Origin of the sequence: Cellulosilyticum lentocellum DSM 5427, from assembly GCF_000178835.2 — a bacterium.
Lineage (GTDB): Bacteria > Bacillota > Clostridia > Lachnospirales > Cellulosilyticaceae > Cellulosilyticum > Cellulosilyticum lentocellum.
Genome location: NC_015275.1, coordinates 4232912 through 4257983, shown reverse-complemented (window position 1 = coordinate 4257983; position 25072 = coordinate 4232912). Strand labels below are relative to the sequence as shown.

The following is a 25072-nucleotide window of genomic DNA, read 5'->3' as shown; positions in this document are numbered from 1 at the left end:
TGTTATTTTTCATTAAGGGGGGCTTAAGATGAAAAAATATTTTTATGCGTCATTTACCTATTTGATTTTGGGTCTTATAGCAGGTATATTTTATAGAGAACTAACTAAGATGTCTAACTTTACAGGAGAAACAGTATTAAGTGGTGTGCATACACATCTGTTAGTACTAGGTTTTATCTTTTTCTTAGTTATTTTACTCCTAGATAAGAGCTTTCAGTTATCACAACTTAGAAGTGTGAAAGCGTGGTTTGTTACTTATCAAGTTGGATTAGTAACAATGACAGCAACTATGGTAGCAAGAGGAGTAGCACAGGTAAAAGGATTTGATATAGCAGGCTTAAATCACATGGCTGGATTAAGTCATACTTTATTAGCTATTGCTTTAATTTGGCTTATGGTGCTCTTAGGCAAGGCTATTAAAACGGAAAAATAATGTGGAAAACACGTCTTCAAAGAGCTTATTAAAGTAAGCTGAAGACGTGTTTTTATTAATTTGGAAACCAATTAATCAATATGATAACGACAGAGTTCTTATTTTAAATGAAGTTTTAAGGCCAATTGAAATTTAGTAATCAGTATCTAGGAATGGTTTTAAAGACAAGTTTCAAGAATCTTAGGGAGTTCACCTATAAAATAAAGAGAGCCAAAAGCAATAATAACACTTTCTTCATCAGCTAGAGAAAGGGCTAGCTCAGTACCTTCTTTAAGAGTAGCTGCAGCAAATACTTGAGGACAGTAATTCTGAATTTGCTTTTGCAGTAAATCTGCCCTTATAGCTCTAGTGCTAGGTGGTGTAACTAAAATAGCAATCTGACCTAGGGGCATAGTAAGTTCTAGGACTTGATGATAGTCCTTATCTTTTAAGCTTCCAAATAAATAAATGATTTTCTTACCTTTAAAGTAGTAAGTAATAGCATCTCTCAGTGCCAGAGCACCCTGAACGTTATGAGCGCCATCTATAAGGAAAAGAGGTTTATGATGGATAATATCCAAACGACCAGGCCAGTTGGCTTTGGCTAAACCTTTATAAATAGCTTCAGATCTTATAGTAAAGCCTAAATATAGAAGGACCTCTATCACTTCTATGGCAAGAGCAGCATTGTAGCATTGATGCTTACCTAATAATTGAATAGAGAGTTTTTGATAGTTCTTGTAATTAAAGACCTGTCCCTCTAAGGTATTATTAATAAAAGTAAGTTCTTTTAAATCGCAGAAGTAAAGAGGGGCATTTTGCATTTGGCAGGTAGAGGTGATGACGTCTAAAACCTCTGGTTCTTGAGGATAACTAATAGTAGGAATAGAAGGTTTGATAATACCAGCTTTTTCGTAAGCTATTTCTTTTAAGGTACTTCCTAACCTTTGAACATGATCATAAGAGATAGTAGTGAGGACGGCGCAGAGAGGAGCTGTAATAATATTAGTTGCATCATGTCTCCCGCCTAAACCTGTTTCAAGAACCACCACATCACAGTTGTTTTCTTTATAATAAAGAAAGGCGATGGCTGTAAGAACTTCAAAATAAGTAAATAAAGACTTATTTTGAAACTTTGAAGCAGCTTCACGTACTTGAAAAAGGAGTCTTTCAAAGTCTTTTTCTGAGATAAGAATGTCTCCGATACGTATACGTTCAGTGACGCTAACTAAGTCGGGAGAAGTATAAAGGCCTATTTTGTAGCCTGCTTCTTGCAAGATAGCAGAGATCAAGCTAGCTACAGAGCCTTTACCATTAGTGCCTGCTAGATGAACACATTTTAATTTTTCTTGAGGGTTACCTAATATTTCTAGGAGCTCTTTAAATCTATGTAGATTTGAATGAGTACTAGAAGTACTCAATAATTCAAGATAAGCATTAGTTTCTTTTGTGAACACAGTTATCACCTCATTAAAGTATGTAGCTATTATAAGAAAATAATCTTCTTCTTTCAATAGATAGTAAAATATAAAAAGTATAGGAAAATATTTATTTAAAAATTTTAATATGTTAGAATATTATTTACGATATAATTTCAAACAGGATAGCGTATAGGGGGAGAATAATGAACACAGCCTTACAAAAAGTGTTAGAGAATATGGAATCAGTGATTATAGGGGAAAAAGAGAACTTAGAATATTTATTAGTAGCTTTGCTAAGTGAAGGCCATGTCTTATTGGAGGGTCTGCCAGGTGTGGGAAAAACGAAATTAGCTCTAGCGCTGAGCAAAAGCATAGATGGAGAATTTAAAAGGGTGCAATTCACCCCAGATGTACTTCCTTCTGATATAACGGGCTATTATTTATATAATCGTATGACAGGTGAGATGGATTACAAAGAAGGAGCTGCACTATGCAATTTCTTACTAGCAGATGAGATTAATAGAGCTTCTCCTAGAGTACAATCAAGCCTTTTAGAAGCCATGGAAGAAAGGCAAGTAACCATTGAAGGAGAAACTAGAAGATTACCATCACCTTTTATGGTTATTGCTACGCAAAATGCTGTAGAAAATGAAGGAACTTATCCTTTGCCAGAAGCGCAGTTAGATAGGTTTTTTATGAAACTTTATATTACCTATCCTGTAAGAAGGGATTGGAGAGAGATTCTAAATCGCTATGAGTATGAAGATCCTATGGGTAAGTTAGCGCCGGTGATGTCGAATCAGACTTTATTAAATCTTAGAGAACAAGCAAAAGAAGTGTTGGTAAATGAAAAGTTAAAGGATTACTTATTGGATGTAATAGAAGCTATTGCAAATCATGAAGCTATAAAAATAGGGATAAATCCTAGAGGAAGTCTAGCACTAATAAAAGGAGCAAAGGCTTGGGCTCTATTAAACGGCAGGGACTATGTCATTCCAGATGATGTTCAGAAAGTGATTGTGCCTATTATAGGTCATCGTATACGTCTTAAATCTGGCTATGAAGCATCATTAGAGCATGTAGAGCGTATTATTAAAGAAGCTCTTAGAAAGGTTCAAATTGTGGTGTAAGCATGAATAAAAAGAAAAATAAGGTAGCACCTAATTATCTATTTATACTGGTGATTTTGTATTTGGTGGTTACCCTTTATTTGAAGACCGATGCTACTTATATGAAGTTTTTAACGATTTGTATAATAGGGGTAGTAGTATCTGGGCTTCATGTTATTTTAGTTAAGCCTCATTTAAGTTTTTCTATAAAGGATGACACTAGGGTTCGGATTAATAAAAAAGAAGGGGTAGGGTTAATCTTAAGTATTCAAAATAAATCATGGTTACAAAGCCCCTATATTTATATTTTCTTAAAGCCAACGTATCATGCTATTTCAAAGCAATATAAAAGTATATGTATGACGTTGCCGCCACATACAACAAAGGAAATAGTCCTAGATTACATAGGTGAGTATAGTGGAAAAGATTTTATGGGAATAGAAGAGATTATAGTTCAAGATTATTTCGGACTTATAAAATGGCGAATAATTTGCTGTTTGCAAAAAGAAGTTAATGTATTACCACAAGCTATGCCTTTAGGAAAAATGGAATATCTTTTGAATAGGATAAAGGTAAAAGCTCAGGCTGAAGATCAGATACCGGTTATAAGTAGTGATGGAGAGGTTTGCCATGAGTTAGCGCCTTATGTAGAAGGGGATTCTTTAAAATTAATGCATTGGAAGCTGCTAGCTAGGCGTGACATCTATATGGTACGTCAAAGAGAAGAACATGCAGTAATAAAAAGGGAATATCTTTTTATACTTGATTCTATTTGTGAGGAAGCAGAAGAAGAAAACAGGGCTAAATTAGTTGATAAAGTCTTAGTAGCATGTATTTCTTGTGCCTATGCTTTTTTAAAGCAAGAAGAAAAGGTTACCCTTATTTACAAAGAAGAAAATGCATGGAAACAGTTTACTTTATCTGAGATTACGGCGGTAGAGCAATTAGCCACTCTATTAAGTAGCTATACAGGAAGAGGGGACCGAGTAGGAGAAGAAAGATGGCCTTACGCCTATTTGAAGCAGAATTATCCTTTTGAAATAAGTAAGTTGTTTTTAACACCTACCTTGAGTAGAAACCTGGGAGAGCAACTAGAAGACGAGAAATATTTAAATATACTAGAAATGAAAAGAAGCCCTTGGTCTGGAGAAGGTCTGTTAAATACTTGGTATTTAGCAGAGGAGTTTGAGGTGAAAAGGTATGTTTAAAGAAGATACTAAGGAAATACAGCTTCAAGTTTTTAAGATGATTATGATAAGTCTTGTTTTGGCTATAAGTCTAATCATGTTCTTTGACTATGAACCTATTTCTACTACCTTGGGGATGCTCTTTGTCAATTTATCACTTTTGGCAGCTTACTTCTATACCACCAGAATGCAAAGGCCTATTTTGTTTACGACAGTATTTATTTTCTACTTGTGCCTAGGTCTATATAGTTGGAGGTACTTAGAGAATAAAGTAGTTATGAATGGCTTATTAGGGCTTTTTATTCAAGCAGGAACAAGCACTCTATTATTTCTTGGTTGCATTTCTATTGTATTTCTGGAGATAAAGGATCTAGTACAGGTAGTAAAACGAAGAATAGATAGATGGTTTCCACCACTTTATATTTTAGTCTTTGGTATATTTATAATTTTAGAAGTTAATGAGCAGGTAAGCGTAGATTTAAAAAGAGCTAGCTTATTTATTTTGAGTCTAGGACTTATTTTTGTGAGCTTTTATAAAAATGATAAGAAGCCTTCTGACACGGTATATTATGATGTAACGCTAAAAGGTTATTTGAGACATCTAACAATCATGTTATTTGTTATTCTCATAGGGTTAAAAGTAGTACCACAGTTAGAATACTTACCGGGAGCTAAGTGGCTACAACAATATAATAAAAGTTTAATCGGTGATTTACCCAGTAGTGTTAAATTAGATAGAAGACCTAGTCTTTCAGAAAATATCCTTTTTGAAGTACAAAGTGAAGAACCTTTATATTTAAGGGAAATAGCCTATAGCCACTATGACAGAGGTGTATGGAGCATTGATAAGTCGGATACAAGACTGACAAAAATAAGCTCCAATAGCTTTTTAGGGGAATATGACTTGTTTTTGAAAATTACAGAGCCTTATTTGGAGAAAGAAAATATTCCTATTGAAGGAGATAAAAGTGCTTATATATATGAGTTAAATAACTATAGACATTATTTAACTGTTAATGGATTAACAGGTATTTATACGAATGATGATAGTGTGTTAGTGGCGGGAGATATCAATAATATTTGTTTTCAGGAGGGAGAAGATAGAAAACAAGTAGGATATACCATTAACTATGTTGCTAAAAATCCTGAGATAGTGAAAATATTTAGATATCCAGATGGTGTTGGAAATAGGGAGGATTGGTTAGACTGGTTAGAAGTACTTAGGGGAGATATACGTAATAATACAGAACCTTTATTTATGTCAGAGGAAACATATAATAGGTTAAGGACAAAGTATACACAGGTACCGGAGCAAATGGCTTACAACCTAAATAGTTTTGCTAAGGAACTTACTGGCGAAGCAATGAGCGATGTACAGAAGGCTAATACTATTGAAGCATACTTAAGAAATAGTGGTGAATATACCTATGTTTATGGGGCACCACAAAAGGATATAATGGCTGATCCTGTTTATGATTTTATATTTAATCAAAAGCAAGGTATTTGCCAAGACTTTGCCAGTGGGATGGTACTTTTATGTAGGAGCATTGGATTACCAACTAGATACGTATGTGGTTACTACTCTGAAGAAAAAGATGAGAAGGGCAAGTATATAATAAGAGAAAAGAATGCTCATGCCTTTGTAGAAGTTTATATATCAGGTTATGGATGGATGCTTTTTGACCCTACGCCAAGTAGTAGCCAAAGGGAGGAAGTAGGGAACCACGTAGCAGGTGTAGGAAACACGGGATTTGATGGCATAGGTGTGGAAAATGAACTTCTCAGCCTAGGGCGTAAACTTCTATTACCGATGTTGTTACTTATTCCTTTTGTTGTACTAGTTAGAGTGTTAAGTTATGCTTACTGGAAAAAGAAGCTTCTAGAGGGCTTGCCTGAAACAGCTATAAAGAGGTTGATAGAGGCAACACTTAAACTTCTAAGCCAATATGATTATGATATACTTCCGGGTGAAACCTATGAGCAGTTAAGTAGAAGATTATTAAAAGATCAAATAGATATAACGGCTATTACTAAGCCTTATGAAGCGTGTTTTTATGGTAGAAAGAGCTTGACAAAATTAGAAATTGAAGAAGTTTTGAGGGTTTATGAGTATTTAAGAAAGCGTAAAGCGTGGAAGAAGAGATAGAAAAAGGCTAATAACTAAGAGGAGGTTATTAGCTTTTTTGGGATTTTATTGAATTATAATACAAAAATAATGTTAAGAAAGAAAGGATTATGTCGAAATATATTGTAAGAATATTTAATATTAGGTAGTTGATTGGGAGTGGTGAAATGGAAAATAGTGTTGTTGATTTAAAAAGGGTAAATGGTTTTGTATTGGCACTTACCTTTATATTAAACCTCTGTTTAATAGTAGGCCAAATTGGTGAGATCGCTAAGGGGCAAAAGACGGTAACAACAGTAGCTATATTTGTTAGTGTTATTTTGGTTTATACAGGTATTATTTCTTTCGTTTATAAGAAAGATAAAGAAGGGCTTAAGTTTAAATATGCTGCTAGTATAGGTTTTTTTCTTATTTATGTATATAGTATGTTTACAACAACACGGGTGTTAGTTTATGTTTATATCATTCCTTTTATGATGTTATACTTCCTATACTTTGACTTGACTTTCATTAAAGTACTTGGGAGTGCGGTAGTATTAGCTAATACTGCTAGAGTTGGGTGGCTGATATTTATAGTACAAGCTAATAGTTCTAACTTGACTACGGATTATACAATTCAAATGGCTTCTATTGTTATGATTGTAGTTAGTTCAATTATAGGTACAAAATTATCTAATAGCATTAATGAGGAAAAAACGAGGGCGCTAGAAGAAGCTAAGGAGAAGCAAGAAGATATTCTGAAAAATGTTTTAAAAATAGCAAGTGAATTGGATCAACATTCAAATGCAGTAGGACAAACAATTACTGAATTAGAACAGTCAGGAAGTACTATTAATGATGCAGTAGGAGATATTTCTGCAGGAGCAGAGAAGGCAGTACTTAGTGCGCAAGAGCAAAGTAATTTAACTGAGCATATTCAAAACATAGTTGTGGATACTTCAGAAGCTTCAAAGAATATGGAAGAGATCTCTCATACTACTATAAAACAAATGGATGAAGGGGTTAAGATTGTTAAAGCTCTAAATGTGAAAACAGAAGTAATGAATGAGAACTGTGAAAGTGTTTATGAATCTATGATAGAATTACGAGATAAATCAAAAGAGATTAATGAAATCACTGAAGCTATTACGGCTATCTCTGCACAAACGAATATCCTTTCTTTAAATGCAGCGATTGAAAGTGCAAGAGCAGGAGAAGCAGGAAGAGGATTTGCAGTAGTAGCGGAAGAGGTTAGAAACCTAGCTAACCAGAGTGGTGAATTTGCTAGTCGTATTACAGCTATTGTTGATGAGCTTCAACAAGTAGTTGCTGCATCTGTTGAGGCAATGACTAGGCTAAAAGGAGCCAATGATGAGCAGAATGAGCTAATTGTAAATACAGGAGAAATCTTTAATGAAACGACTGAGTATATGAAAGAAGTTAGTGATCAAGTAAGTATTGTTACAGATAAGGTTAATGAGATGGTAGGGATTAATGAGCAGCTTATTAAAAATACCCAAGAGATTGCAGCTATAAGTGAGCAAACTCTAGTAGGTATAGAAATGACGACTGAAGCTACGATGCATAATAATAACTGCGTGCAAAGATCAAAAGAAATTGCTAGTGGATTAGTAGAGAGTGCAAAGGCTATGAAACAATATATTTAATTTGAATAAAATGAAGAGGACACTAGCCGTTTGACTAGTGTCCTCTTCATCTATTTTTAGGTGGAGTAAAATAAAATGACTATTTACCGTAGTAAGCTTTTTTGTATAGCTCTTCAAGTTCTGTTACTTTTGGAAGTCTAGGATTAGCTGTTGTACATTGATCTTCGAAAGCTTTGTAAGAAAGGTCTGATACTTTAGCTAAGAATTCTTTTTCGTCTACATTCATTTCTTTAATTGTGAATGGGATGTTAAGTTCTTTCATTAAGTCTTTAACTGCTTTAACAAGTGATGCAACCCCTTCTTCTGGAGTAGAAGCTTTAAGACCTAGCATTTTAGCAATGTCTTGGTATCTTTGTGGAGCGATGAACTTACCGTATTTAGGGAATGCCATAAATTTAGATGGGTTAGTTTCACCATTGTAAGCAATAACGTGTGGAAGAAGAATTGCATTTGCACGACCATGGGCGATATGGAATTCACCACCAAGTTTATGAGCGAGTGAGTGGTTAATACCAAGGAATGCATTTGTAAATGCCATACCTGCGATACATGATGCATTGTGCATTTTTTCTCTTGCTTCTGGGTCTTTAGCACCATTTTTGTATGAACGTGGTAAGTATTCAAATACAAGTTTAATAGCGTGAAGAGCAAGAGCATCTGTATAGTCAGAAGCTAAAACTGATACGTAAGCTTCGATAGCATGTGTAAGAACGTCAAGACCTGTGTCTGCTGTTGGGCTTGCTGGAACTGACATAACAAATTCTGGGTCAATGATAGCTACATCTGGTGTTAATTCGTAGTCAGCAAGTGGGTATTTCATATTCTTAGATTTATCAGAGATTACAGCGAAAGATGTTACTTCTGAACCTGTACCTGATGTTGTTGGAATAGAAACCATTTTTGCTTTTTTACCAAGTGTAGGGAATTTGTAAACACGTTTTCTGATATCCATGAATTTTTGAGCCATACCGATGAAGTCAGCTTCTGGGTGTTCGTAGAATAACCACATAGCTTTAGCAGCATCCATTGCAGAACCACCACCAAGAGCGATAATAACATCTGGTTGGAATGAGTTCATAACAGCTGTACCTTTTTTTACTGTTACTAAGTCTGGATCTGGTTCAACTTCGCTAAAGATTTCAATAGCAACTTTATTTAAATTTTTATTTAATTGGTAAGTTAATTTATCAACATAACCAAGTTTAACCATCATTGGGTCAGCTACGATCATTGCACGAGAGATGTCTGGCATTTTTGCTAAATATTGTACTGAACCTGCTTCAAAGTAGATTTTTTCTGGAATTTTAAACCATTGCATATTCACGCGTCTCTTAGCCACCCTTTTCTTATTGATTAAGTTTGAAGCTGTAACGTTTGATGATGTAGAGTTATGTCCGTAAGAACCACAGCCAAGTGTAAGTGAAGGCATAAGTGAGTTATAAACATCACCGATACCACCGAATGCTGATGGAGAGTTTACAATGATACGACAAGCTTTAAGACGTTTACCATATTCATCAATAAGGTCATTATTAGTTGTATGAATAACAGCTGTATGTCCAAGACCACCAAGTTCAACCATTGTTTCAGCTTTTACGATACCATCTTCAACATCTTTTGCTTTAACAACAGCAAGTACTGGAGAAAGTTTTTCTCTTGAAAGTGGGTAAGCTTCACCAACACCATCAATTTCACAGCAGATTACTTTAGTTTCTTTTGGAATAGTAATACCAGCAAGAGCTGCAATTTCATATGGATATTTACCAACGATAGCTGGACCTGCCATCATACGAACTGGGTCGATAACAACTGGTTCAAGTTTTTTAATTTCTTCTTTAGTAGCAAAGTAGCAACCTTGTTTTTTCATGAAAGCAACAGCTTGATCATAAACTGGTGCTTCAATGATAGCAGCTTGTTCAGATGCACAAATCATACCGTTATCAAATGATTTAGAAAGGATAAGGTCTGTAAGTGACTGTTCAAGATTAGCTGTTTTTTCAATGAAAGCAGGTACGTTACCAGGACCAACACCAAGAGCTGGTTTACCAGTAGAATAAGCAGCTTTAACCATTGCAGAACCACCAGTTGCAAGTACAGTTGCTACATCAGGATGATTCATAAGTGCATTTGTAGCTTCGATAGATGGTACATCAATCCATTGAACACAGTTTTCAGGTGCTCCAGCTTTGATAGCAGCATCTCTTACGATGATAGCAGCTTCACGAGAACAGTTTTGAGCAGCTGGATGGAAACCAAAGATGATTGGATTACGTGTTTTAGCACATGTGATAGCTTTGAACATTGTTGTAGAAGTTGGGTTTGTAGTTGGTGTAACACCAGCTACGATACCTACTGGTTCAGCAATTTCGATGTAACCTTCATCTTCGTTATCTTCAATAACACCTACAGTTTTTTCATGTTTAATACTGTGATAAATATACTCTGTTGCAAAGATATTCTTTGTAACTTTATCTTCAAAAATACCACGGCCTGTTTCTTCAACTGCCATCTTAGCAAGTTTCATTTGAGCGGATAAACCAGCAAGAGCCATAGCTTTAGTAATTTCGTCAACTTGTGCTTGATCGAGTTTCATGTACTCATCAAGAGCAACCTTCGCTTTTTGAACTAATTCGTCTACCATTTTTACAGCATCAACTACAGGTGCTTCTTCTTTAACTTTCTTGTTTTCAGACATTTTAATAGCCTCCTTTAATGTGATTGTATAATAGTGAGTGAAGATATATTGTTATATTTTTAACAATATAAAACACAAAAAATAATAAAACTTGTTAATGTATTGTGAATATATTGTGATGTTAACATGACATTGTAGCTTTGTCAATTTATTGATTGTTGTAAAATTATAAACTATTAATAAATATAAACAGGTAAAACGTTGGGATTTAGCACATAATTTTTTATAGAAACAAAAAGTAATTGTTAAATATCAAACAAAAAAATAAACAAAGATAATAGGGCATCAAAAAAGTATTGTCAATATGAATAATAAATAGATAATAAAAGTGAAAAAAATTTACATAATCTTTAAGAATTCAGATAATTGTGTGTTAATATAGACTATAAGAGGGAGGGGTTATAACGATATGTTTTGGCAAGTACAAACTAATATTGTAGTATCACTTATTTTAGGCATTATTATTGCACATGCTTTTTTTAGACTAGATAAATCGGAGCTGATTAATAGATTGTTTATGTATTTAATAGGACTCGATATACTTATAATGTTATTAGAGATAGGGAGTGTTATTTTTAATACAAAGAATTTATCTACTTTTAGGGTACTTCATCTAATAGTTAATATATTAGGATTTATTATAGTGCCAGTATTTTTACTTCTAGGGGTGTTATATTTTGAATGTTGGTTACAAAAGGCCCTGCGAGCAAAAATAAAATGTAATAGATGGATTTACGTTCCGGCTATTATCCTTTTTGTTTTAACCCTCATTAATATAAGGACAGGCTGGATTGCAACTGTAAGTTTGGAAAATGATTATATAAGAGGTCAGTTATTTTGGATAGTTCCCACAATTACCCTATTTTATTTAGGTTATGGCATTTTACTTATCTGGCGCTATCACAAAAGATTGACAGCTTATAAGTACATTATGGGGTTAATGTATTTTACTATTATCGCTTTGGTTGTAGGAGTTCAAATTGTTTGTGAAGACTATTTAACGATATGGAGTACAGTAGGTGGCTTATTAGTTTGTGCATATGTTTTTAACATTATAGATGGACTTCAATATGATGCACTCACAATGGTGGAAAATAAACAAAGTTATTTAAGTTACACTTCCAAATTAGCAAGGAAACAAAAATTAACTTTAACAGCTATTAATATAGATCTGGATGATTTTAAGATAATTAATGATCGATATGGACATCAAGAAGGTGATGAGGCTCTGAAAAATTTCTCTCAAATTCTAAGAGGTAGTTTTCCTTATAAGCACCGTATTTTTAGAATGGGTGGGGATGAATTCCTTATTTTAAGCGAGCAGCAAAATAAGAAACAGATGATAAAATACATGGAGAGATTTAAAGAACGGGTAAAAGTTTATAATGCTAGTAGCGGTAAAGTCTATGACTTGAAGTTTAGTTATGGCATGGATAGTTACAATAGTGATTATAAATGTGTAGAAGAATTTTTAAAGTATGTAGACAGTATGATGTACACTCAAAAGGAAAAAAAGAAAAGAAGAAGGATTTAACAAGGAGTTAACTTAAATCTAATAAAGAACAAACTCCGATTTAATATCTCCCTTTTATACTAAACGCATGAAATAAAGCAAATAGTAAAGGGGAAATAAGAATGAAACTTTCAAAGAAGATTTTTACAGCTATTTTATGTACAGCCCTTGTAGGCATAACAGCAGTGGGGACAATTGCAGTGCCAGCTAGAGCTAATACGACTAATATTGTACAGAGTGCTAAAGAGCAAACTTACAAAAAACCTAAATACATATTTAATTTTATTGGGGATGGTATGTCTTATGTACAAGTTAATTCTGCACAAATCTATAAAGGTGTAACTGAAAAAGGTGGTATTAACTTAGGCAAGCTAGCAGTATCCCAGTTTCCAGTATGTGGATCAGCTACAACCCAAGACTCTACATCTTTCGCCCCAGATTCAGCTTCTACAGCAACAGCTATTTCTAGCGGTGTTAAAACACATAGTGGTGTAATTGGTTACAATGCAGATAAGCAAACCAAACCAGAAAGTATTACAGAAAAGCTTAAAAAAGAAGGATATAAAATAGGGATAGTAAGTAGTGTATCTATAGATCATGCAACACCAGCAGCTTTTTATGCACATGCAGTATCTAGAAAGGATATGTATGATATCGCACTCCAGTTAGCAGATAGTAATTTTGATTATTTTGCGGGTGGTTCATTAGTACAGCCAAATGGTAAAAATGGTGATCAAAAAAGCGCATTTGAAATTATTGAAGAGAAAGGATACAACATTGTAGATACAAAGGAAGAAATTCTTTCACTTAATAGTGAGTCAGGTAAAGTATATGCTATTAATCCAGAGCTTCAAGACTCACAGGCTATGAGCTATGACTTAGATGCTAGTAAGGATAGTATTAGATTAAAGGATTTTGTTGAAAAAGGAATTGATGTTTTAGATAATGAAGATGGTTTCTTCATGATGGTAGAAGGAGGCAAGATTGACTGGGCAGGTCATGCTAATGATGCCAGATCTAATATTCAAGATGTTATTGCATTAGATGAAGCTATTGGGGTAGCAGTTGATTTTGCTAAAAAGCATCCAGAGGAAACACTTATTATTGTAACAGGGGATCATGAAACAGGCGGTATGACTATTGGATATTCTACAACAGGCTATAATACGGCATTTAACCTCTTAGCTAATCAGGATATGAGTTATGTAGCTTTTGATGAATTACTTGCAGAGTACAAAAAAGGGACTACAGCAGATAAGGCCAAAATCGAAGATGTACTTCCTCTTATTAAAAAGCACTTTGGTTTGGTGAGCCCAAGTAATGCTGCATCAGCTAAGGATTCAGCATTAGTATTAACTGAGTATGAATATAACAAATTAAAAGATGCCTTTGCTCAAACCATGAAAGATAGCAGTGAGCGCACTAATAATCAAGAAACAGGCATTTTATATGGTGGCTATGAGCCACTTACTGTGACACTCACACATATCTTAAATAATAAAGCAGGTATTGGTTGGACCTCTTACGCACATACAGGTGTACCTGTTCCAGTTTATGCAATGGGTGAAGGTGCTGAACTCTTTAGTGGTGCTTATGATAATACAGACATTTTCAATAAGTTAGTTGCTCTTTGTGAATTAAAATAGAGATTCACAAGTGTAGCAAACCTTTCATATGATAAGTGCCTTGCTGAAATGAGGTGAACACCGATTTTAGTAAGGCACTCTATTTTTAGCTAGAAAGAGGAAATTAGAATGCTGTTACAGAAAATGAGAGATAAGGAAGTTATTTTTTCCTTAGTGTGCATAGTGGTAATTATTATTTTATTAATGTTACCAACCGGTTTTGAAAAGCAAATTTATACCAATGCAGAGCATGTAAAGGTAAAGATTTTAGAGACCAATGAAAGTGGTATTTATAATAGTGGGATTTTAAAATTAGGAAGTCAAGTATGTCTTGTAGAGGTATTAGAGGGAACCTTTAAAGGAAGTCAGATCGAAGCTGCCAACTTATTATCAGGTAGATTAGAGGTTGATAAACTATTTGCAAAAGGGGATAAAGCACTAGCACTTATAGAAAAAACAGAAGATGGTCAGGTATTAGATGCTAATGTATTAGATTATTACCGTTTGAATTTAGAGTGGTTATTAGTTTTCTTATTTATGGGGGCCCTTATTTTATTTTCAGGTAAAACTGGGGTAAGAACGATCATTTCTTTTGTTGTTAGCCTTTTATGTATGTGGAAGGTATTAGTGCCTGGTTTATTAAATGGTTATAATCCTATGGTTCTAGGGCTCGTTATAGGAGTGACTATGGCTGTTATTACATTATTATTAGTAGCTGGTTTTACAGAGAAAGCCTACTGCGCCATATTAGGTATGAGTATTGCCTCTATAATGACCTGTTTAATGGCGATTGCTTTTGGTAACTTATTTAGAATCCATGGGGGTGTAATGCCTTGGTCAGAATCCTTATTATATTCAGGTTATCAACACTTAGACTTAACTAAGATTTATCAAGCTGCTATTTATTTATCTTGTTCAGGGGCTCTAGTGGATTTATCTGTAGATATTTCGGCAGCTATAGAAGAAGTAGTGGATAAAAAACCTACTATTTCGAGAAAAGAGATTTTATTGTCAGGTTTAAACATTGGACGCTCTGTAGTGGGTTCACAAACAACCACGCTGTTATTAGCTTATATGGGAAGCTTTATAACAATAATGATGGTTTATATGGCACAAGGTACCCCTATGGTAAGTATTCTTAATGGACAATCAATGGCTTCAGAGATTTTGCATACTTTAGTAGGGTGTTTAGGCCTTGTCATTGTATCTCCTATTACGGCTTTCATTTGTAGTTTAAGATATAAAAAGCATTAAAATGGAGAATAAAATCTATTAATAGGAGTACTATAACAATTAGGTTATAGTACTCCTATTAAAATTTAATAAAAAATAATTATAATCCCCAATAACAAAAAAGTTATTCACAAAATGTTGATAGATTACATAAAAGTGTGGATAAGTATAAATAAAATTAATAAATGCCGTAAAAAAGTTGTTGAAAAATGTGGATAATTTGTTGATGAAGAAAATGTGAATAATCGGGATAAGTATGTTAATATAAATTACATATAGAAGTTTTATAATTATTTTTTAGAATAAATAAATGTAGGATAGAAATAGGAGAAGCAAATGAAAGAAGCAGAAAATAGATTTCCCATAGAGATAATAATGCTGACATATATCATTATTTATGCGATGTATATAGTAACCTTTGGTAGAGGAAGTGAATTATTTTTTGTATTTTTTATTCTGGAAAGATTGATATCTTTTCAATATGATGAAGAGCTAGATGAGTACGTGGGGAATGTAGATCCAGAAAAGGTTTCGGGAAAAATGGTATTTGTTATTTTTGTGTTAACGTTTTCTCAGATCGGAATATTCATTTATGCATTCTTTAAATACCCTGGTTTGTTTATGTTTTTAATGATTGGAGAATTATTAGATCTTGTTAATAGAAAACTTAAGAAGTATATAAAAAGTAAAAGATAAGACTAAAATAGCGTCATTACACTATTAAGTGTAATGACGCTATTTTACTAAGATTAGGAGAGTATAAAAAAAGGCAGTTCAAGAAAGATAAGTAGACAATATCAAAAAATGTAGAAAATGCACTAAAATAATCAAAAAATGTACAGATGCTTAGGTAATATTAATATATAATCAATGTATCACGAGTAAATGGGAGGAATAACTTATGAAATTAGGACTTAAAAGAAAAGCTTGTATGCTTATGCTAGCAATGACAATGACAGCAGGAGCGGTAACAACACCTCTATATGCAGATAATATTAGTTTTAAAGAATTATTAGTAAAAACAGTAGCTATTATTGAGACAGAACCAAACTTTTCTGTTAATGGTGCATTCCATGAATTAGATTATGGGTATCTTTTAAAACCTATCATGAAAGATGGCAAATCAAGTGCTGATACAATGATGGCACCTTTAAGAGATATATTTGAAAAACTTGCTGCTACTTATAGCTATAATGAAAAAACAGGCGAAATCAAAATGAAGCTTAATGATACAACACTTACCATGAAGGTAGGAGAGACAGAAGCTAAACTTGATAATAAAACATTAAAAGCACCATACGCACCAGAGCTTGTAACAAATGAAGATGGAGGTAAGACACTTTACTTACCAGTTAAATTCGTTTTTGAAAGCTTAGATGCTAATGTAAGTTGGGATAGCAAAAGATGTCGTTTAGTGGCTACTTGTATTATGACACCAAGACAAGGTGGAGAGGACCTTAAAACAGGTGGAGACTGGACATTCGGCGCTTTGCTTAATAAAAAGGACAGCGAATATGGCAGCACAACAGCTAAAAAAGTAGCAGATAATATTGTTGCTTTCCAAAACAGCAATGGTGGTTGGATGAAGGTAGTAGATGCTGTAGATATGACACAGTCAATTAAAGACCAATCAGCTACACTTCTTAAATCTACAATTGATAATGATGCAACGATTACTCAAATGAGATACTTAGCTAAAGTATATACAGCTACAGGCAATAAAAAATATGCAGAAAGCTTTATGAAAGGCCTTAATTATTTAGTAGATGGTCAATATGATAATGGTGGTTGGGCACAATACTTCCCAGTAGCTACAGGTTACTTTAAGAATATTACTATTAATGATAATGCTATGGCCAATGTACTTGAACTCTTACTTGATGTAGTACAAGCAGATCCAGGATATGAATTTGTAACAAAAGAATACGCTGATAAAATTCCAGAAGTTCAAAAATGCATCGATAAAGGTATTCAATGTATTTTAGATTTACAAATTGAAGTAGATGGTGTAAAGACAGCATGGGCTTCTCAATACGATGAAGTAACACTTGAGCCTACTTTCGGTAGAGCTTATGAAATTCCATCTATTGCTACACAAGAAAGTGTAAGAGTAATGCAATTCTTAATGAGACTTGAAGATCCAAGCAAAGAAGTAGTTGAAGCAGTTAAAGCAGGTATGGCATGGCTTGATAAAGTTAAAATCGAAGGCAAGAAAATGACAACTATCACAGACTATAGCCTTGAATTTGGTTCAAATCGTGTACTTGTAGATGATCCAAAATCAACTATCTGGGCACGTTTCTATGAAATTGATAGTACCTTTAAACCAGTATTCTCTGGTAGAGATAGTGTTGTAAAATACAGCATGGAAGACATTTCTTATGAAAGAAGAAATAAATACAGCTGGTATGGTTCTTACTTAAAAGATGAAGTAAAAACACAATACAATGAATGGCTTAAAGCCATAGAAAAATAATACTTAAACAAGATAGAGAAGAAAATAGGATGCATACATAATAAGTTGGTCCCCCCAATTATATTATTTAATCATGCATAAAAAAGTACAATTACTTTAACGGACCATATTCCATTAAAATAATTGTACTTTTATTTTTCTAGACAATAATTTACATAGCATTTGGCCCATATGACTAAGCAAAGTGAAATTGTAGCGTTCACTTAAGTAATTGAGCTTAAGATGTGTATAGATACTATGATATAGAATTACGCAAGAAAGGGATTTTTAGATGAAGCATATTGATGCCATATAGTTGATAGAAATGAGAGGAGCGACGGAAGGTAGTCATCCCTTTTCATTTTCTCAATAACGCATCTTTAATAATGAATCTTTTACCCCATAAGCACATTCTTAAGAAATTGTAAGAAACCTATTTAGCCCTTTGTAATATCACTTTAATATAATCTATTTATAAAGGAGGCTAATCTCAGTTATAATAAACATAAGAATATATAGAAGGTGGGAAAAGCGTATGACGTATACCGTATTAGTTTGTGATGATGATAAGCTTATTGTTAACTCGATAGTCCTTCATTTACAGAAGGAAGGCTATCGCACATTAAAAGCTTACAACGGCGTAGAGGCTCTAGAGGCTATAGAAAAACAAGAGGTTCATCTTATATTAATGGATATTATGATGCCTCAGCTAGATGGTTTATCAGCTACGCTAAAAATAAGGCAGGAAAAAAATATTCCTATTATCATCTTATCAGCTAAAAGTGAAGATACGGATAAAATAGCAGGACTTAATTTAGGGGCAGATGACTATATTACAAAGCCCTTTAATACCTTTGAGCTTCTAGCGAGGGTAAGGTCTCAGCTAAGGCGTTATACTAAACTTGGAGCCATGCAGCAAACACCACAGCTTTTAATGACAGGTGGCTTGTGCATGGATACAGGTGCCAATACGGTTTATGTAGATGGGGAGCTAGTACGCCTAACACCTACAGAATACAAAATTTTGCAATATCTCATGATTAATATGGGGCAGGTCTTATCGATGCACCAAATCTATGAAAACGTATGGCACGATACCCCTTTTGCACCAGAGAATACGGTGGCGGTTCATATCCGTAGACTAAGAGAGAAAATTGAGATTAATCCCAAAGAACCAAAGTATATAAAGGTGGTGTGGGGTAGTGGATACCTGGTGGAAAAAATTAATTTATAGTAGCTGGCTTAAGACTATTGCTGTTCTAGGATTTTTCTTAGTAGGTTTTTTGACACTGTTTAGTTTTTTTAACAGTCAAGTAATACCGAGTCAAGATAGTATTTATAATACGTATTATTTTAATGAAGCCTTTATTCAAAAGGCAGGTTATGTAAGAGACTATATTGTACGTTACAGAAAGCCAGAGATTATAAGCAATATAACGGCAGAAGATATTCAGAAGTACAAAGAAGCTCATGGTGGTACACTAACTGATGAAGAAGCTCAGCAAAAAATTATGAAAGACCGAAAAGATTATCTGATGAGTATAGAGAGTGCTACCGGTAAAAGTAATATTAATGTGGACTTTTATGCTAAAAGCCTAAAAGATAATGTGGTGATTACTAATATGGATACTTCTATTGGTGAAGAGAAAATACTCCAGGATTTAACTCATAGAGAAGTATACTTAGTGGGTGATGGTCATTATATTAATAATGGAAGTAACGCTTTGATGAGTTATGGAAAATATGGAGATTATGACTATGATACGAATATATATGGGGTATACGGCAATCATTCAGTAACGCACTATGATTATTATAGAGGTGAAGGATTTGAGGATGAAGGCCAATATGAGGTTTATGTAGCCCTTAAACAACCACTTGAACCAGGAGATGTATTTTATACCTACGAGCAAAATTTTGAAAAAGCTCAGCAGCTTAAGTCGATTACTTATCAAATGATTGCTTTTACTGCATTAGTAGGCATTATATTAATGGTGTATTGGATTGTAGCAGTAGGAAGAAGTAGTAAAAAAGAAGACATTAGAATGAATGGATTTGATAAGATACCATTTGAACTCCAATTGATAGGCCTAGGAATAAGTACACTTATTTTTAGTATATTAATGAAAGACATTAATAGGTCGTTTGATTTATTGAGTTGTCTTCCTTATGTAGGTACAAGAACCGTCCCTCAAAGTCTAATAGTAGCTGGCTTGGTATTTGTTTTAAGTAGTGTTTATGTGGGAATTGGGTTAGCTGTAGTAAGCAGCTTGATTAAGCATATTAAGAATAAGAGTATAGATGAATATATAGGGGTTATCAGGGTAATAAAACTTTTAAAAAAATACTTAATGACTAAGCGTATGTTGATGGTAGCTATATTTGTACTTGTTGGTATTAATGCAGGGGCATTCCTTTTGAGTTTTATAGTTGGTTTAGCGCTAAGTTCAGCTGTTATCCTCATTATTTTAATGATGGCTTGGAGTGGCGTTTTATTATTAGGATTAGCCAAGGTCGTTTTTGACTATAGACGAATTCTTGAAGGCACCAAGGCTATTGCAGATGGTGAATTAGACTATAAGATTCAATTAGAAAGGTCTCTTCCTGTCCTAGTAGATTTAGCAGATACGGTTAATACCATGGGGACAGGTCTTGAAAAAGCAGTAGTTCAATCAGTAAAAAGTGAACGTTTAAAAGCAGAACTTATTACCAATGTGTCACATGACTTAAAAACACCTTTGACTTCTATTATTAGCTATATTGATTTACTAAAGGGCGAAGAAATAAATAATGAAACGGCTAAGGAATATATAAGCATTTTAGATGAAAGAAGTAATCGATTAAAACAATTAGTAGAGGATTTGGTAGATGCTTCTAAGGCAGTAACTGGAAATGTAGAAGCTAAATTAGAACCTTTTATGCTAGATGAGCTTATACTTCAAGCTTTAGGGGAATATACAGATAGGCTAGAAGCACAAGGCTTACAGTTGATTACAAAGGGAGTTCAGCCAGCTAAGGTGTTAGGGGATAGTAGGCATATGTGGCGAGTGGTAGAAAATCTCCTTTCTAATGTAAGTAAATATGCAATGCCACATACTAGAGCTTATATTGAAGTATTAAATGAAGGAGAATATGGGACATTTATTATTAAAAATATTTCAAAAGAAGCACTTAATATTGATCCTCAGGAATTAACAGAACGTTTTGTAAGAGGAGATGCTTCTAGAACCACAGAAGGATCAGGTTTGGGATTAGCTATAGCTCAAAGCCTTATGCACCTGCAAGGAGGACAAATGGCTATTAGTATAGATGGCGACTTATTTAAAGTAGAAGTAAAAATACCTGCTATCAAAGATACTGTTTCATTAAATAAAAAATAGCAGAGGAGTTTGTAAGAGACATAGATTAGAGACAGAGTAAATAATAAGAAAGCCCGGTACAGAAAAAAATGTTACAGGGCTTTCTTTTCTTGTATTCTCTGATGCTCTAGGAAATAAAATATCATGATTTTATGATAAAAATTATTTTTGAGTATAATAATATGAACAATAAACTATTAATCCTTTGTGAAATGTGATAATATAAAATAAAATATTCGGGAATATAAACAAAGCTAGTCGTACATAGCAAAATAAGGAATATATATTTATTGATAAAACATTGAACAGTTAGGCATATTAAATATAAAGAAATAGACGACAAAAAGAGATAAGGAGGAGTCTATGATCATTGATGAGATATTAGGTATACAAAAAATAAAAAATAGAAATATAAAAATAACAACAAGGCAAGCTGTCAGAGCCATTGTTTTAAAAGATAATAAGATACTCATGGTACACACGAATAAAGGCGATTATAAATTTCCTGGTGGGGGCATCAAAAGGCAAGAAAGCCACGAAGAAGCCCTGCGCAGAGAAGTAATCGAGGAAACTGGATATATTATAGAAGGAATGGGAGAACGTGCGGGCATTATCGTTCAAAGAAATCCTAATCAATTTGATACTTCAGGGATATTCGAGATGACTTCTTATTATTATTTTTGTGATGTAAAAACTAATAAAACAAAACAACATTTGGATAAATATGAAGAAGAACAAGAATTTGAACCAAGATGGATAGAATTAGATGAGGTTATTGCAAAAAATGAGGCAATCCTCACACAAAAGGGGACACAGATTAATCCTTGGGTTTATAGAGAAACCTTAGCCTTAAGAAGACTCAAAGAATCAGGTGTTGTACCTGAATACTAACATTATATGTATTTGCTTATACAAAAAAGGAATAGACTAATAATATTATTAGGGCTATTCCTTTTTTTGTTTTTTTATTCATTTTCTATACCTTGTCTTGTAATCTCTAAGTAGTTATATAGGGTAAATTTAGAGATGTTTAAGAATTCACAAACACGATCCCCAGATTTAGTAATAAGGAAGGCTCCCTTACTATCTAAGAAGCGAATAATTTGCATTTTCTCATCTTTATTTAGATGATTCATTGACTTTTCAAACATGTTTTCACATTGGGTAAGAAGATTGTCCATGAGCTGATTAACATCTGTGGTGAAAAGCTCATTGGAAGAAGGTGATGGTGTAGAATATCTATTGAACTGTTTAAGGTATTCTTCACATTTAAGTGTATCTGTAATATCCATGTTGATACAAATGGCACCAATATTTGTTCCAGCATCATCTTGTATAAACATAGAGGAGCCACGAATAATTTTACCATTTCTCATATGTACTATTTTATTATAGATGTGTGTATCAGAGGTCATCTTGCTCAGTACCTCTAAGCCCCAGTTACCACCACAATCACCAATCTTGCGGCCTGTAATATAGCCATTACGAATATCTACTATGCTATGTTCATATTCTTTAGTATTGTCATGAAGTACGATCTCACAGCTAGTACCAAGATGATTTTCTAATAAATCTAAGATACTTGTAAACATCTCAATATTATCATAAATGGTTTGCATAGTTACCCCCTATAGTATGATTTATAACCATAAGTATAGCATAATTAGTGTACAAATAAATAAAAAAGTATGATTTTGTCTAAAAATAATAATACATTAAATAAAGAATAATAAGCAAATTATTAAGGATGATTTTTAAAATAAATAAAAATAAGTAAGAAATATAAAATAAAATATTAGAATCGTGACGAATACGTAGCAATTTATATCAAAGTTTATATAAATCGCCAACATACGTCTTAAAAAAAGTGTTAAAATAACTATACATATAAAAAATAATAATATATAATTTGATTATAATCAAAATAGTTAGATTTAACTTAATTGAACAAAATAATTTAGGAGTCTACAAGGAGGCAGGGGTAATGAGTAACGTTCTTGAACAAATTGGTGCATATGGTATTGTGCCAGTAGTAGTAATTAATAAAATTGAAGAAGCAAAACCACTTGCGAAAGCATTATGTGATGGAGGTCTTCCAGTTGCTGAAGTAACATTCAGAACAGCATGTGCAAAAGAAGCTATTAGCATTATGGCAAAAGAATTCCCAGAAATGTTAATTGGAGCAGGTACAGTTCTTACAACTGAGCAAGTTGATGAAGCAGTAGAGGCTGGCGCTAAATTTATCGTAAGTCCAGGGCTTAATCCAAAAGTAGTGAAATACTGTGTAGATAAAGGTATCCCTGTTACACCAGGTTGTGCTAATCCTTCAGATATCGAGCAAGCTATCGAGCTTGGTCTTAATGTTGTAAAAATCTTCCCAGCTGAAGCAGTTGGTGGTATTAAACTTATTAAATCAATGGCTGGTCCATACACAAACATGAAATTCATGCCTACTGGTGGAATCAATGCTAAAAATCTTAATGATTACTTATCATTTGATAGAATCATCGCTTGTGGTGGTAGCTGGATGGTAGATCCAAGCTTAGTAGCAGCAGGTGAATTTGATAAAATCACAGAAATGACAAGAGAAGCTGTAACACAAATGTTAGGCTTTGAGCTTGCACACGTTGGTATCAATGCAGAATCAGAAGCAGCAGCTTCAGAAATCGCAGCTGGTTTCGATGGTTTATTTAATACATCAATCAAAGAAGGCAATAGTTCAATCTTTGCTGGTAAAGGTATTGAAGTTATGAAATCACCATACCTTGGCGCAAAAGGTCATATTGCATATAAAACAAACTACATTGAAAGAGCAGTAGCTTACCTTAAAGCAAAAGGTGTTAAAATCAATGAAGAGTCAGCTAAATATAACGCAAAAGGTAAACTTGCAGCTATTTACTTAGAAGAAGAAATCGGTGGATTCGCTATTCATTTATTACAAAAATAATAGCTTTCTAAAACATAAACAAGCAATTTAAAACACTTAATTAAAAGACAAATTATAAAAGACGTGACTAACAATAAAGAGTCTTTTAACTTACCTAAATACTGTTAATTAACTCACTAACAATGACAACTAAGACTAGATAAAGTGCTAGTACTATAAAAAGTGATTCTTAGCTATTGGACTCTAAGGAGAATTGGCTATAGTATGAGTAAACTTAATCAATAAATTTTAATTCAATAAAATAGGAGAATGAACCATGAACAATAAAGTAGTAACTTTCGGCGAAATTATGTTAAGACTTGCACCAAACGGATACTTAAGATTTAACCAAGTAGATCAATTTCAAGCTACATATGGCGGTGGAGAAGCTAACGTAGCTGTTTCTCTTGCTAATTATGGTGTAGATGCAGAATTCGTTACAAAATTACCAGCACACGAAATCGGTCAAGCAGCTATTAATGATCTCCGTAGATACGGTGTAGAAACAAAACATATCGCTCGCGGTGGAGAAAGAATTGGTATTTACTTCTTAGAAAAAGGTGCTTCTCAAAGACCTTCAAAAGTAATTTATGATAGAAATCACTCTGCAATTATGGAAGCAACAACAGCTGATTTTAACTGGGATGAAATCTTTGAAGGAGCAACATGGTTCCACTTTACAGGTATCACACCAGCATTAGGTGACAATGCAGCAGCTATCTGTTTAGAAGCATGTAAAGCAGCTAAAGCTAAAGGCATCAAAGTAAGCTGTGACCTTAACTACAGAAAAAAATTATGGACTAGAGAAAAAGCTGGTCAAGTAATGGCTGGACTTATGGAATATGTAGATGTATGTATTGCTAACGAAGAAGATGCAGCAGACGTATTCGGTATTCACGCAGCAAACACTGACGTAACAAAAGGTGAAGTTAACCATGATGGTTATAAAGATGTAGCTAAACAACTTAAAGATAGATTTGGATTTGAATATGTAGCAATTACTCTTAGAGAGTCAATCTCAGCAAGTGATAACAATTGGGCAGCAATGTTATACAATGGCGAAGATTACTTCTTCTCTAAAAAATACGCTGTACGTATTGTTGACCGTGTAGGTGGAGGAGATTCATTTGGCGGTGGTCTCATCTACTCATTAGTTAACAACTATGAACCACAAGCAGCAATCGAATTTGCAGTTGCAGCTTCATGTTTAAAACACACAATCGAAGGCGACTTCAATCGCGTATCAGTAGCAGAAGTTCAATCTCTTGCTGGTGGAGACGGTTCTGGACGTGTTCAAAGATAAGTTATTAGCGAAACATATTACCCCTTATCTTAGTGCAATGCACTATGGTCTCTATACTAACAG

Annotated in this window: 18 protein-coding genes; 15 read left to right on the top strand and 3 right to left on the bottom strand. The window is 33.7% G+C overall.

The genetic code is table 11. The features are described from left to right. Positions 1 to 28 precede the first annotated feature (28 nt). Positions 29 to 433 (top strand): DUF2871 domain-containing protein, encoded by a 405-nt coding sequence (locus tag CLOLE_RS19415; protein ID WP_013658827.1) that lies wholly within the window; start codon positions 29 to 31, stop codon positions 431 to 433. Positions 434 to 591: 158 nt separating this feature from the next. Here CLOLE_RS19415 and CLOLE_RS19410 read toward each other — a convergent pair whose 3' ends face one another. After that, positions 592 to 1869, bottom strand: coding sequence for a bifunctional folylpolyglutamate synthase/dihydrofolate synthase (locus CLOLE_RS19410; RefSeq protein ID WP_013658826.1), 1278 nt, complete (start codon positions 1867 to 1869; stop codon positions 592 to 594). Positions 1870 to 2036: 167 nt separating this feature from the next. On the opposite strand from CLOLE_RS19410, the gene CLOLE_RS19405 reads away from it, so the two are divergent. From CLOLE_RS19405 to CLOLE_RS19390, 4 genes are all read left to right on the top strand, one after another. Next, positions 2037 to 2963, top strand: coding sequence for an AAA family ATPase (locus tag CLOLE_RS19405; RefSeq protein ID WP_013658825.1), 927 nt, complete (start codon positions 2037 to 2039; stop codon positions 2961 to 2963). 2 nt (positions 2964 to 2965) lie between these two features. Continuing rightward, complete coding sequence (locus tag CLOLE_RS19400; protein WP_013658824.1) at positions 2966 to 4150, top strand: DUF58 domain-containing protein; 1185 nt, start codon at positions 2966 to 2968, stop codon at positions 4148 to 4150. Beyond that, positions 4143 to 6275, top strand: a complete 2133-nt coding sequence (locus CLOLE_RS19395) for a transglutaminase family protein (protein ID WP_013658823.1) — start codon at positions 4143 to 4145, stop codon at positions 6273 to 6275. Before CLOLE_RS19400 ends, CLOLE_RS19395 begins: the two co-directional genes overlap by 8 nt. A gap of 146 nt (positions 6276 to 6421) precedes the next feature. Then, positions 6422 to 7900 carry a methyl-accepting chemotaxis protein gene (locus CLOLE_RS19390; protein WP_013658822.1) on the top strand — a complete coding sequence of 493 codons (1479 nt, stop codon included), beginning with the start codon at positions 6422 to 6424 and terminating at the stop codon, positions 7898 to 7900. Between the two features lie 79 nt (positions 7901 to 7979). Here the strand turns inward: CLOLE_RS19390 and adhE are convergent, their stop codons facing one another. Further along, positions 7980 to 10595, bottom strand: a complete 2616-nt coding sequence (gene adhE / locus CLOLE_RS19385) for a bifunctional acetaldehyde-CoA/alcohol dehydrogenase (RefSeq protein ID WP_013658821.1) — start codon at positions 10593 to 10595, stop codon at positions 7980 to 7982. 409 nt (positions 10596 to 11004) lie between these two features. On the opposite strand from adhE, the gene CLOLE_RS19380 reads away from it, so the two are divergent. The 8 genes from CLOLE_RS19380 (at position 11005) to CLOLE_RS19345 (ending at position 21671) form a co-directional block, all read left to right on the top strand. Beyond that, positions 11005 to 12129, top strand: a complete 1125-nt coding sequence (locus CLOLE_RS19380; protein WP_013658820.1) for a GGDEF domain-containing protein — start codon at positions 11005 to 11007, stop codon at positions 12127 to 12129. Between the two features lie 101 nt (positions 12130 to 12230). Continuing rightward, complete coding sequence (locus CLOLE_RS19375) at positions 12231 to 13754, top strand: alkaline phosphatase (protein ID WP_013658819.1); 1524 nt, start codon at positions 12231 to 12233, stop codon at positions 13752 to 13754. A gap of 108 nt (positions 13755 to 13862) precedes the next feature. Next, positions 13863 to 14987, top strand: a complete 1125-nt coding sequence (locus tag CLOLE_RS19370) for a YibE/F family protein (RefSeq protein ID WP_013658818.1) — start codon at positions 13863 to 13865, stop codon at positions 14985 to 14987. A 315-nt stretch (positions 14988 to 15302) separates the two neighbouring features. Beyond that, the gene (locus CLOLE_RS19365) at positions 15303 to 15662 is read left to right on the top strand and encodes a hypothetical protein (protein ID WP_013658817.1); all 360 of its coding nucleotides are present in this window, start codon (positions 15303 to 15305) and stop codon (positions 15660 to 15662) included. 205 nt (positions 15663 to 15867) lie between these two features. Then, complete coding sequence (gene pelA, locus CLOLE_RS22180) at positions 15868 to 17442, top strand: pectate lyase (RefSeq protein ID WP_013658816.1); 1575 nt, start codon at positions 15868 to 15870, stop codon at positions 17440 to 17442. 514 nt (positions 17443 to 17956) lie between these two features. Then, on the top strand, positions 17957 to 18655 hold the full coding sequence (locus tag CLOLE_RS19355) for a response regulator transcription factor (protein WP_013658815.1): 699 nt from the start codon (positions 17957 to 17959) through the stop codon (positions 18653 to 18655). Next, positions 18624 to 20801 carry a sensor histidine kinase gene (locus CLOLE_RS22175; RefSeq protein ID WP_013658814.1) on the top strand — a complete coding sequence of 726 codons (2178 nt, stop codon included), beginning with the start codon at positions 18624 to 18626 and terminating at the stop codon, positions 20799 to 20801. The genes CLOLE_RS19355 and CLOLE_RS22175 overlap by 32 nt, the downstream gene beginning before the upstream one ends. Positions 20802 to 21143: 342 nt before the next feature. Beyond that, complete coding sequence (locus CLOLE_RS19345) at positions 21144 to 21671, top strand: NUDIX domain-containing protein (RefSeq protein ID WP_013658813.1); 528 nt, start codon at positions 21144 to 21146, stop codon at positions 21669 to 21671. A gap of 74 nt (positions 21672 to 21745) precedes the next feature. Here the strand turns inward: CLOLE_RS19345 and CLOLE_RS19340 are convergent, their stop codons facing one another. Next, positions 21746 to 22399, bottom strand: a complete 654-nt coding sequence (locus CLOLE_RS19340) for a helix-turn-helix transcriptional regulator (RefSeq protein WP_013658812.1) — start codon at positions 22397 to 22399, stop codon at positions 21746 to 21748. A gap of 365 nt (positions 22400 to 22764) precedes the next feature. Between CLOLE_RS19340 and CLOLE_RS19335 the strand changes: the two genes are divergently transcribed. Beyond that, entirely contained in the window at positions 22765 to 23727 is a 963-nt protein-coding gene (locus CLOLE_RS19335) for a bifunctional 4-hydroxy-2-oxoglutarate aldolase/2-dehydro-3-deoxy-phosphogluconate aldolase (RefSeq protein WP_013658811.1), read from the top strand. Positions 23728 to 23983: 256 nt separating this feature from the next. Further along, positions 23984 to 25009 carry a sugar kinase gene (locus tag CLOLE_RS19330; protein ID WP_013658810.1) on the top strand — a complete coding sequence of 342 codons (1026 nt, stop codon included), beginning with the start codon at positions 23984 to 23986 and terminating at the stop codon, positions 25007 to 25009. Positions 25010 to 25072 lie beyond the last annotated feature (63 nt).

What these genes read in the sequence shown, in the direction of transcription:
- CLOLE_RS19335 (WP_013658811.1), top strand. Translation starts at nt 22,765, where the DNA reads ATGAGTAACGTTCTTGAACAAATTGGTGCATATGGTATTGTGCCAGTA.
- CLOLE_RS19365 (WP_013658817.1), top strand. Translation starts at nt 15,303, where the DNA reads ATGAAAGAAGCAGAAAATAGATTTCCCATAGAGATAATAATGCTGACA.
- CLOLE_RS19330 (WP_013658810.1), top strand. Translation starts at nt 23,984, where the DNA reads ATGAACAATAAAGTAGTAACTTTCGGCGAAATTATGTTAAGACTTGCA.
- CLOLE_RS19395 (WP_013658823.1), top strand. Translation starts at nt 4,143, where the DNA reads ATGTTTAAAGAAGATACTAAGGAAATACAGCTTCAAGTTTTTAAGATG.
- CLOLE_RS19390 (WP_013658822.1), top strand. Translation starts at nt 6,422, where the DNA reads ATGGAAAATAGTGTTGTTGATTTAAAAAGGGTAAATGGTTTTGTATTG.
- adhE (WP_013658821.1), bottom strand. Translation starts at nt 10,595, where the DNA reads ATGTCTGAAAACAAGAAAGTTAAAGAAGAAGCACCTGTAGTTGATGCT.
- CLOLE_RS19370 (WP_013658818.1), top strand. Translation starts at nt 13,863, where the DNA reads ATGCTGTTACAGAAAATGAGAGATAAGGAAGTTATTTTTTCCTTAGTG.
- CLOLE_RS19405 (WP_013658825.1), top strand. Translation starts at nt 2,037, where the DNA reads ATGAACACAGCCTTACAAAAAGTGTTAGAGAATATGGAATCAGTGATT.
- CLOLE_RS19375 (WP_013658819.1), top strand. Translation starts at nt 12,231, where the DNA reads ATGAAACTTTCAAAGAAGATTTTTACAGCTATTTTATGTACAGCCCTT.
- pelA (WP_013658816.1), top strand. Translation starts at nt 15,868, where the DNA reads ATGAAATTAGGACTTAAAAGAAAAGCTTGTATGCTTATGCTAGCAATG.
- CLOLE_RS19380 (WP_013658820.1), top strand. Translation starts at nt 11,005, where the DNA reads ATGTTTTGGCAAGTACAAACTAATATTGTAGTATCACTTATTTTAGGC.
- CLOLE_RS19345 (WP_013658813.1), top strand. Translation starts at nt 21,144, where the DNA reads ATGATCATTGATGAGATATTAGGTATACAAAAAATAAAAAATAGAAAT.
- CLOLE_RS19340 (WP_013658812.1), bottom strand. Translation starts at nt 22,399, where the DNA reads ATGCAAACCATTTATGATAATATTGAGATGTTTACAAGTATCTTAGAT.
- CLOLE_RS19355 (WP_013658815.1), top strand. Translation starts at nt 17,957, where the DNA reads ATGACGTATACCGTATTAGTTTGTGATGATGATAAGCTTATTGTTAAC.
- CLOLE_RS19415 (WP_013658827.1), top strand. Translation starts at nt 29, where the DNA reads ATGAAAAAATATTTTTATGCGTCATTTACCTATTTGATTTTGGGTCTT.
- CLOLE_RS19400 (WP_013658824.1), top strand. Translation starts at nt 2,966, where the DNA reads ATGAATAAAAAGAAAAATAAGGTAGCACCTAATTATCTATTTATACTG.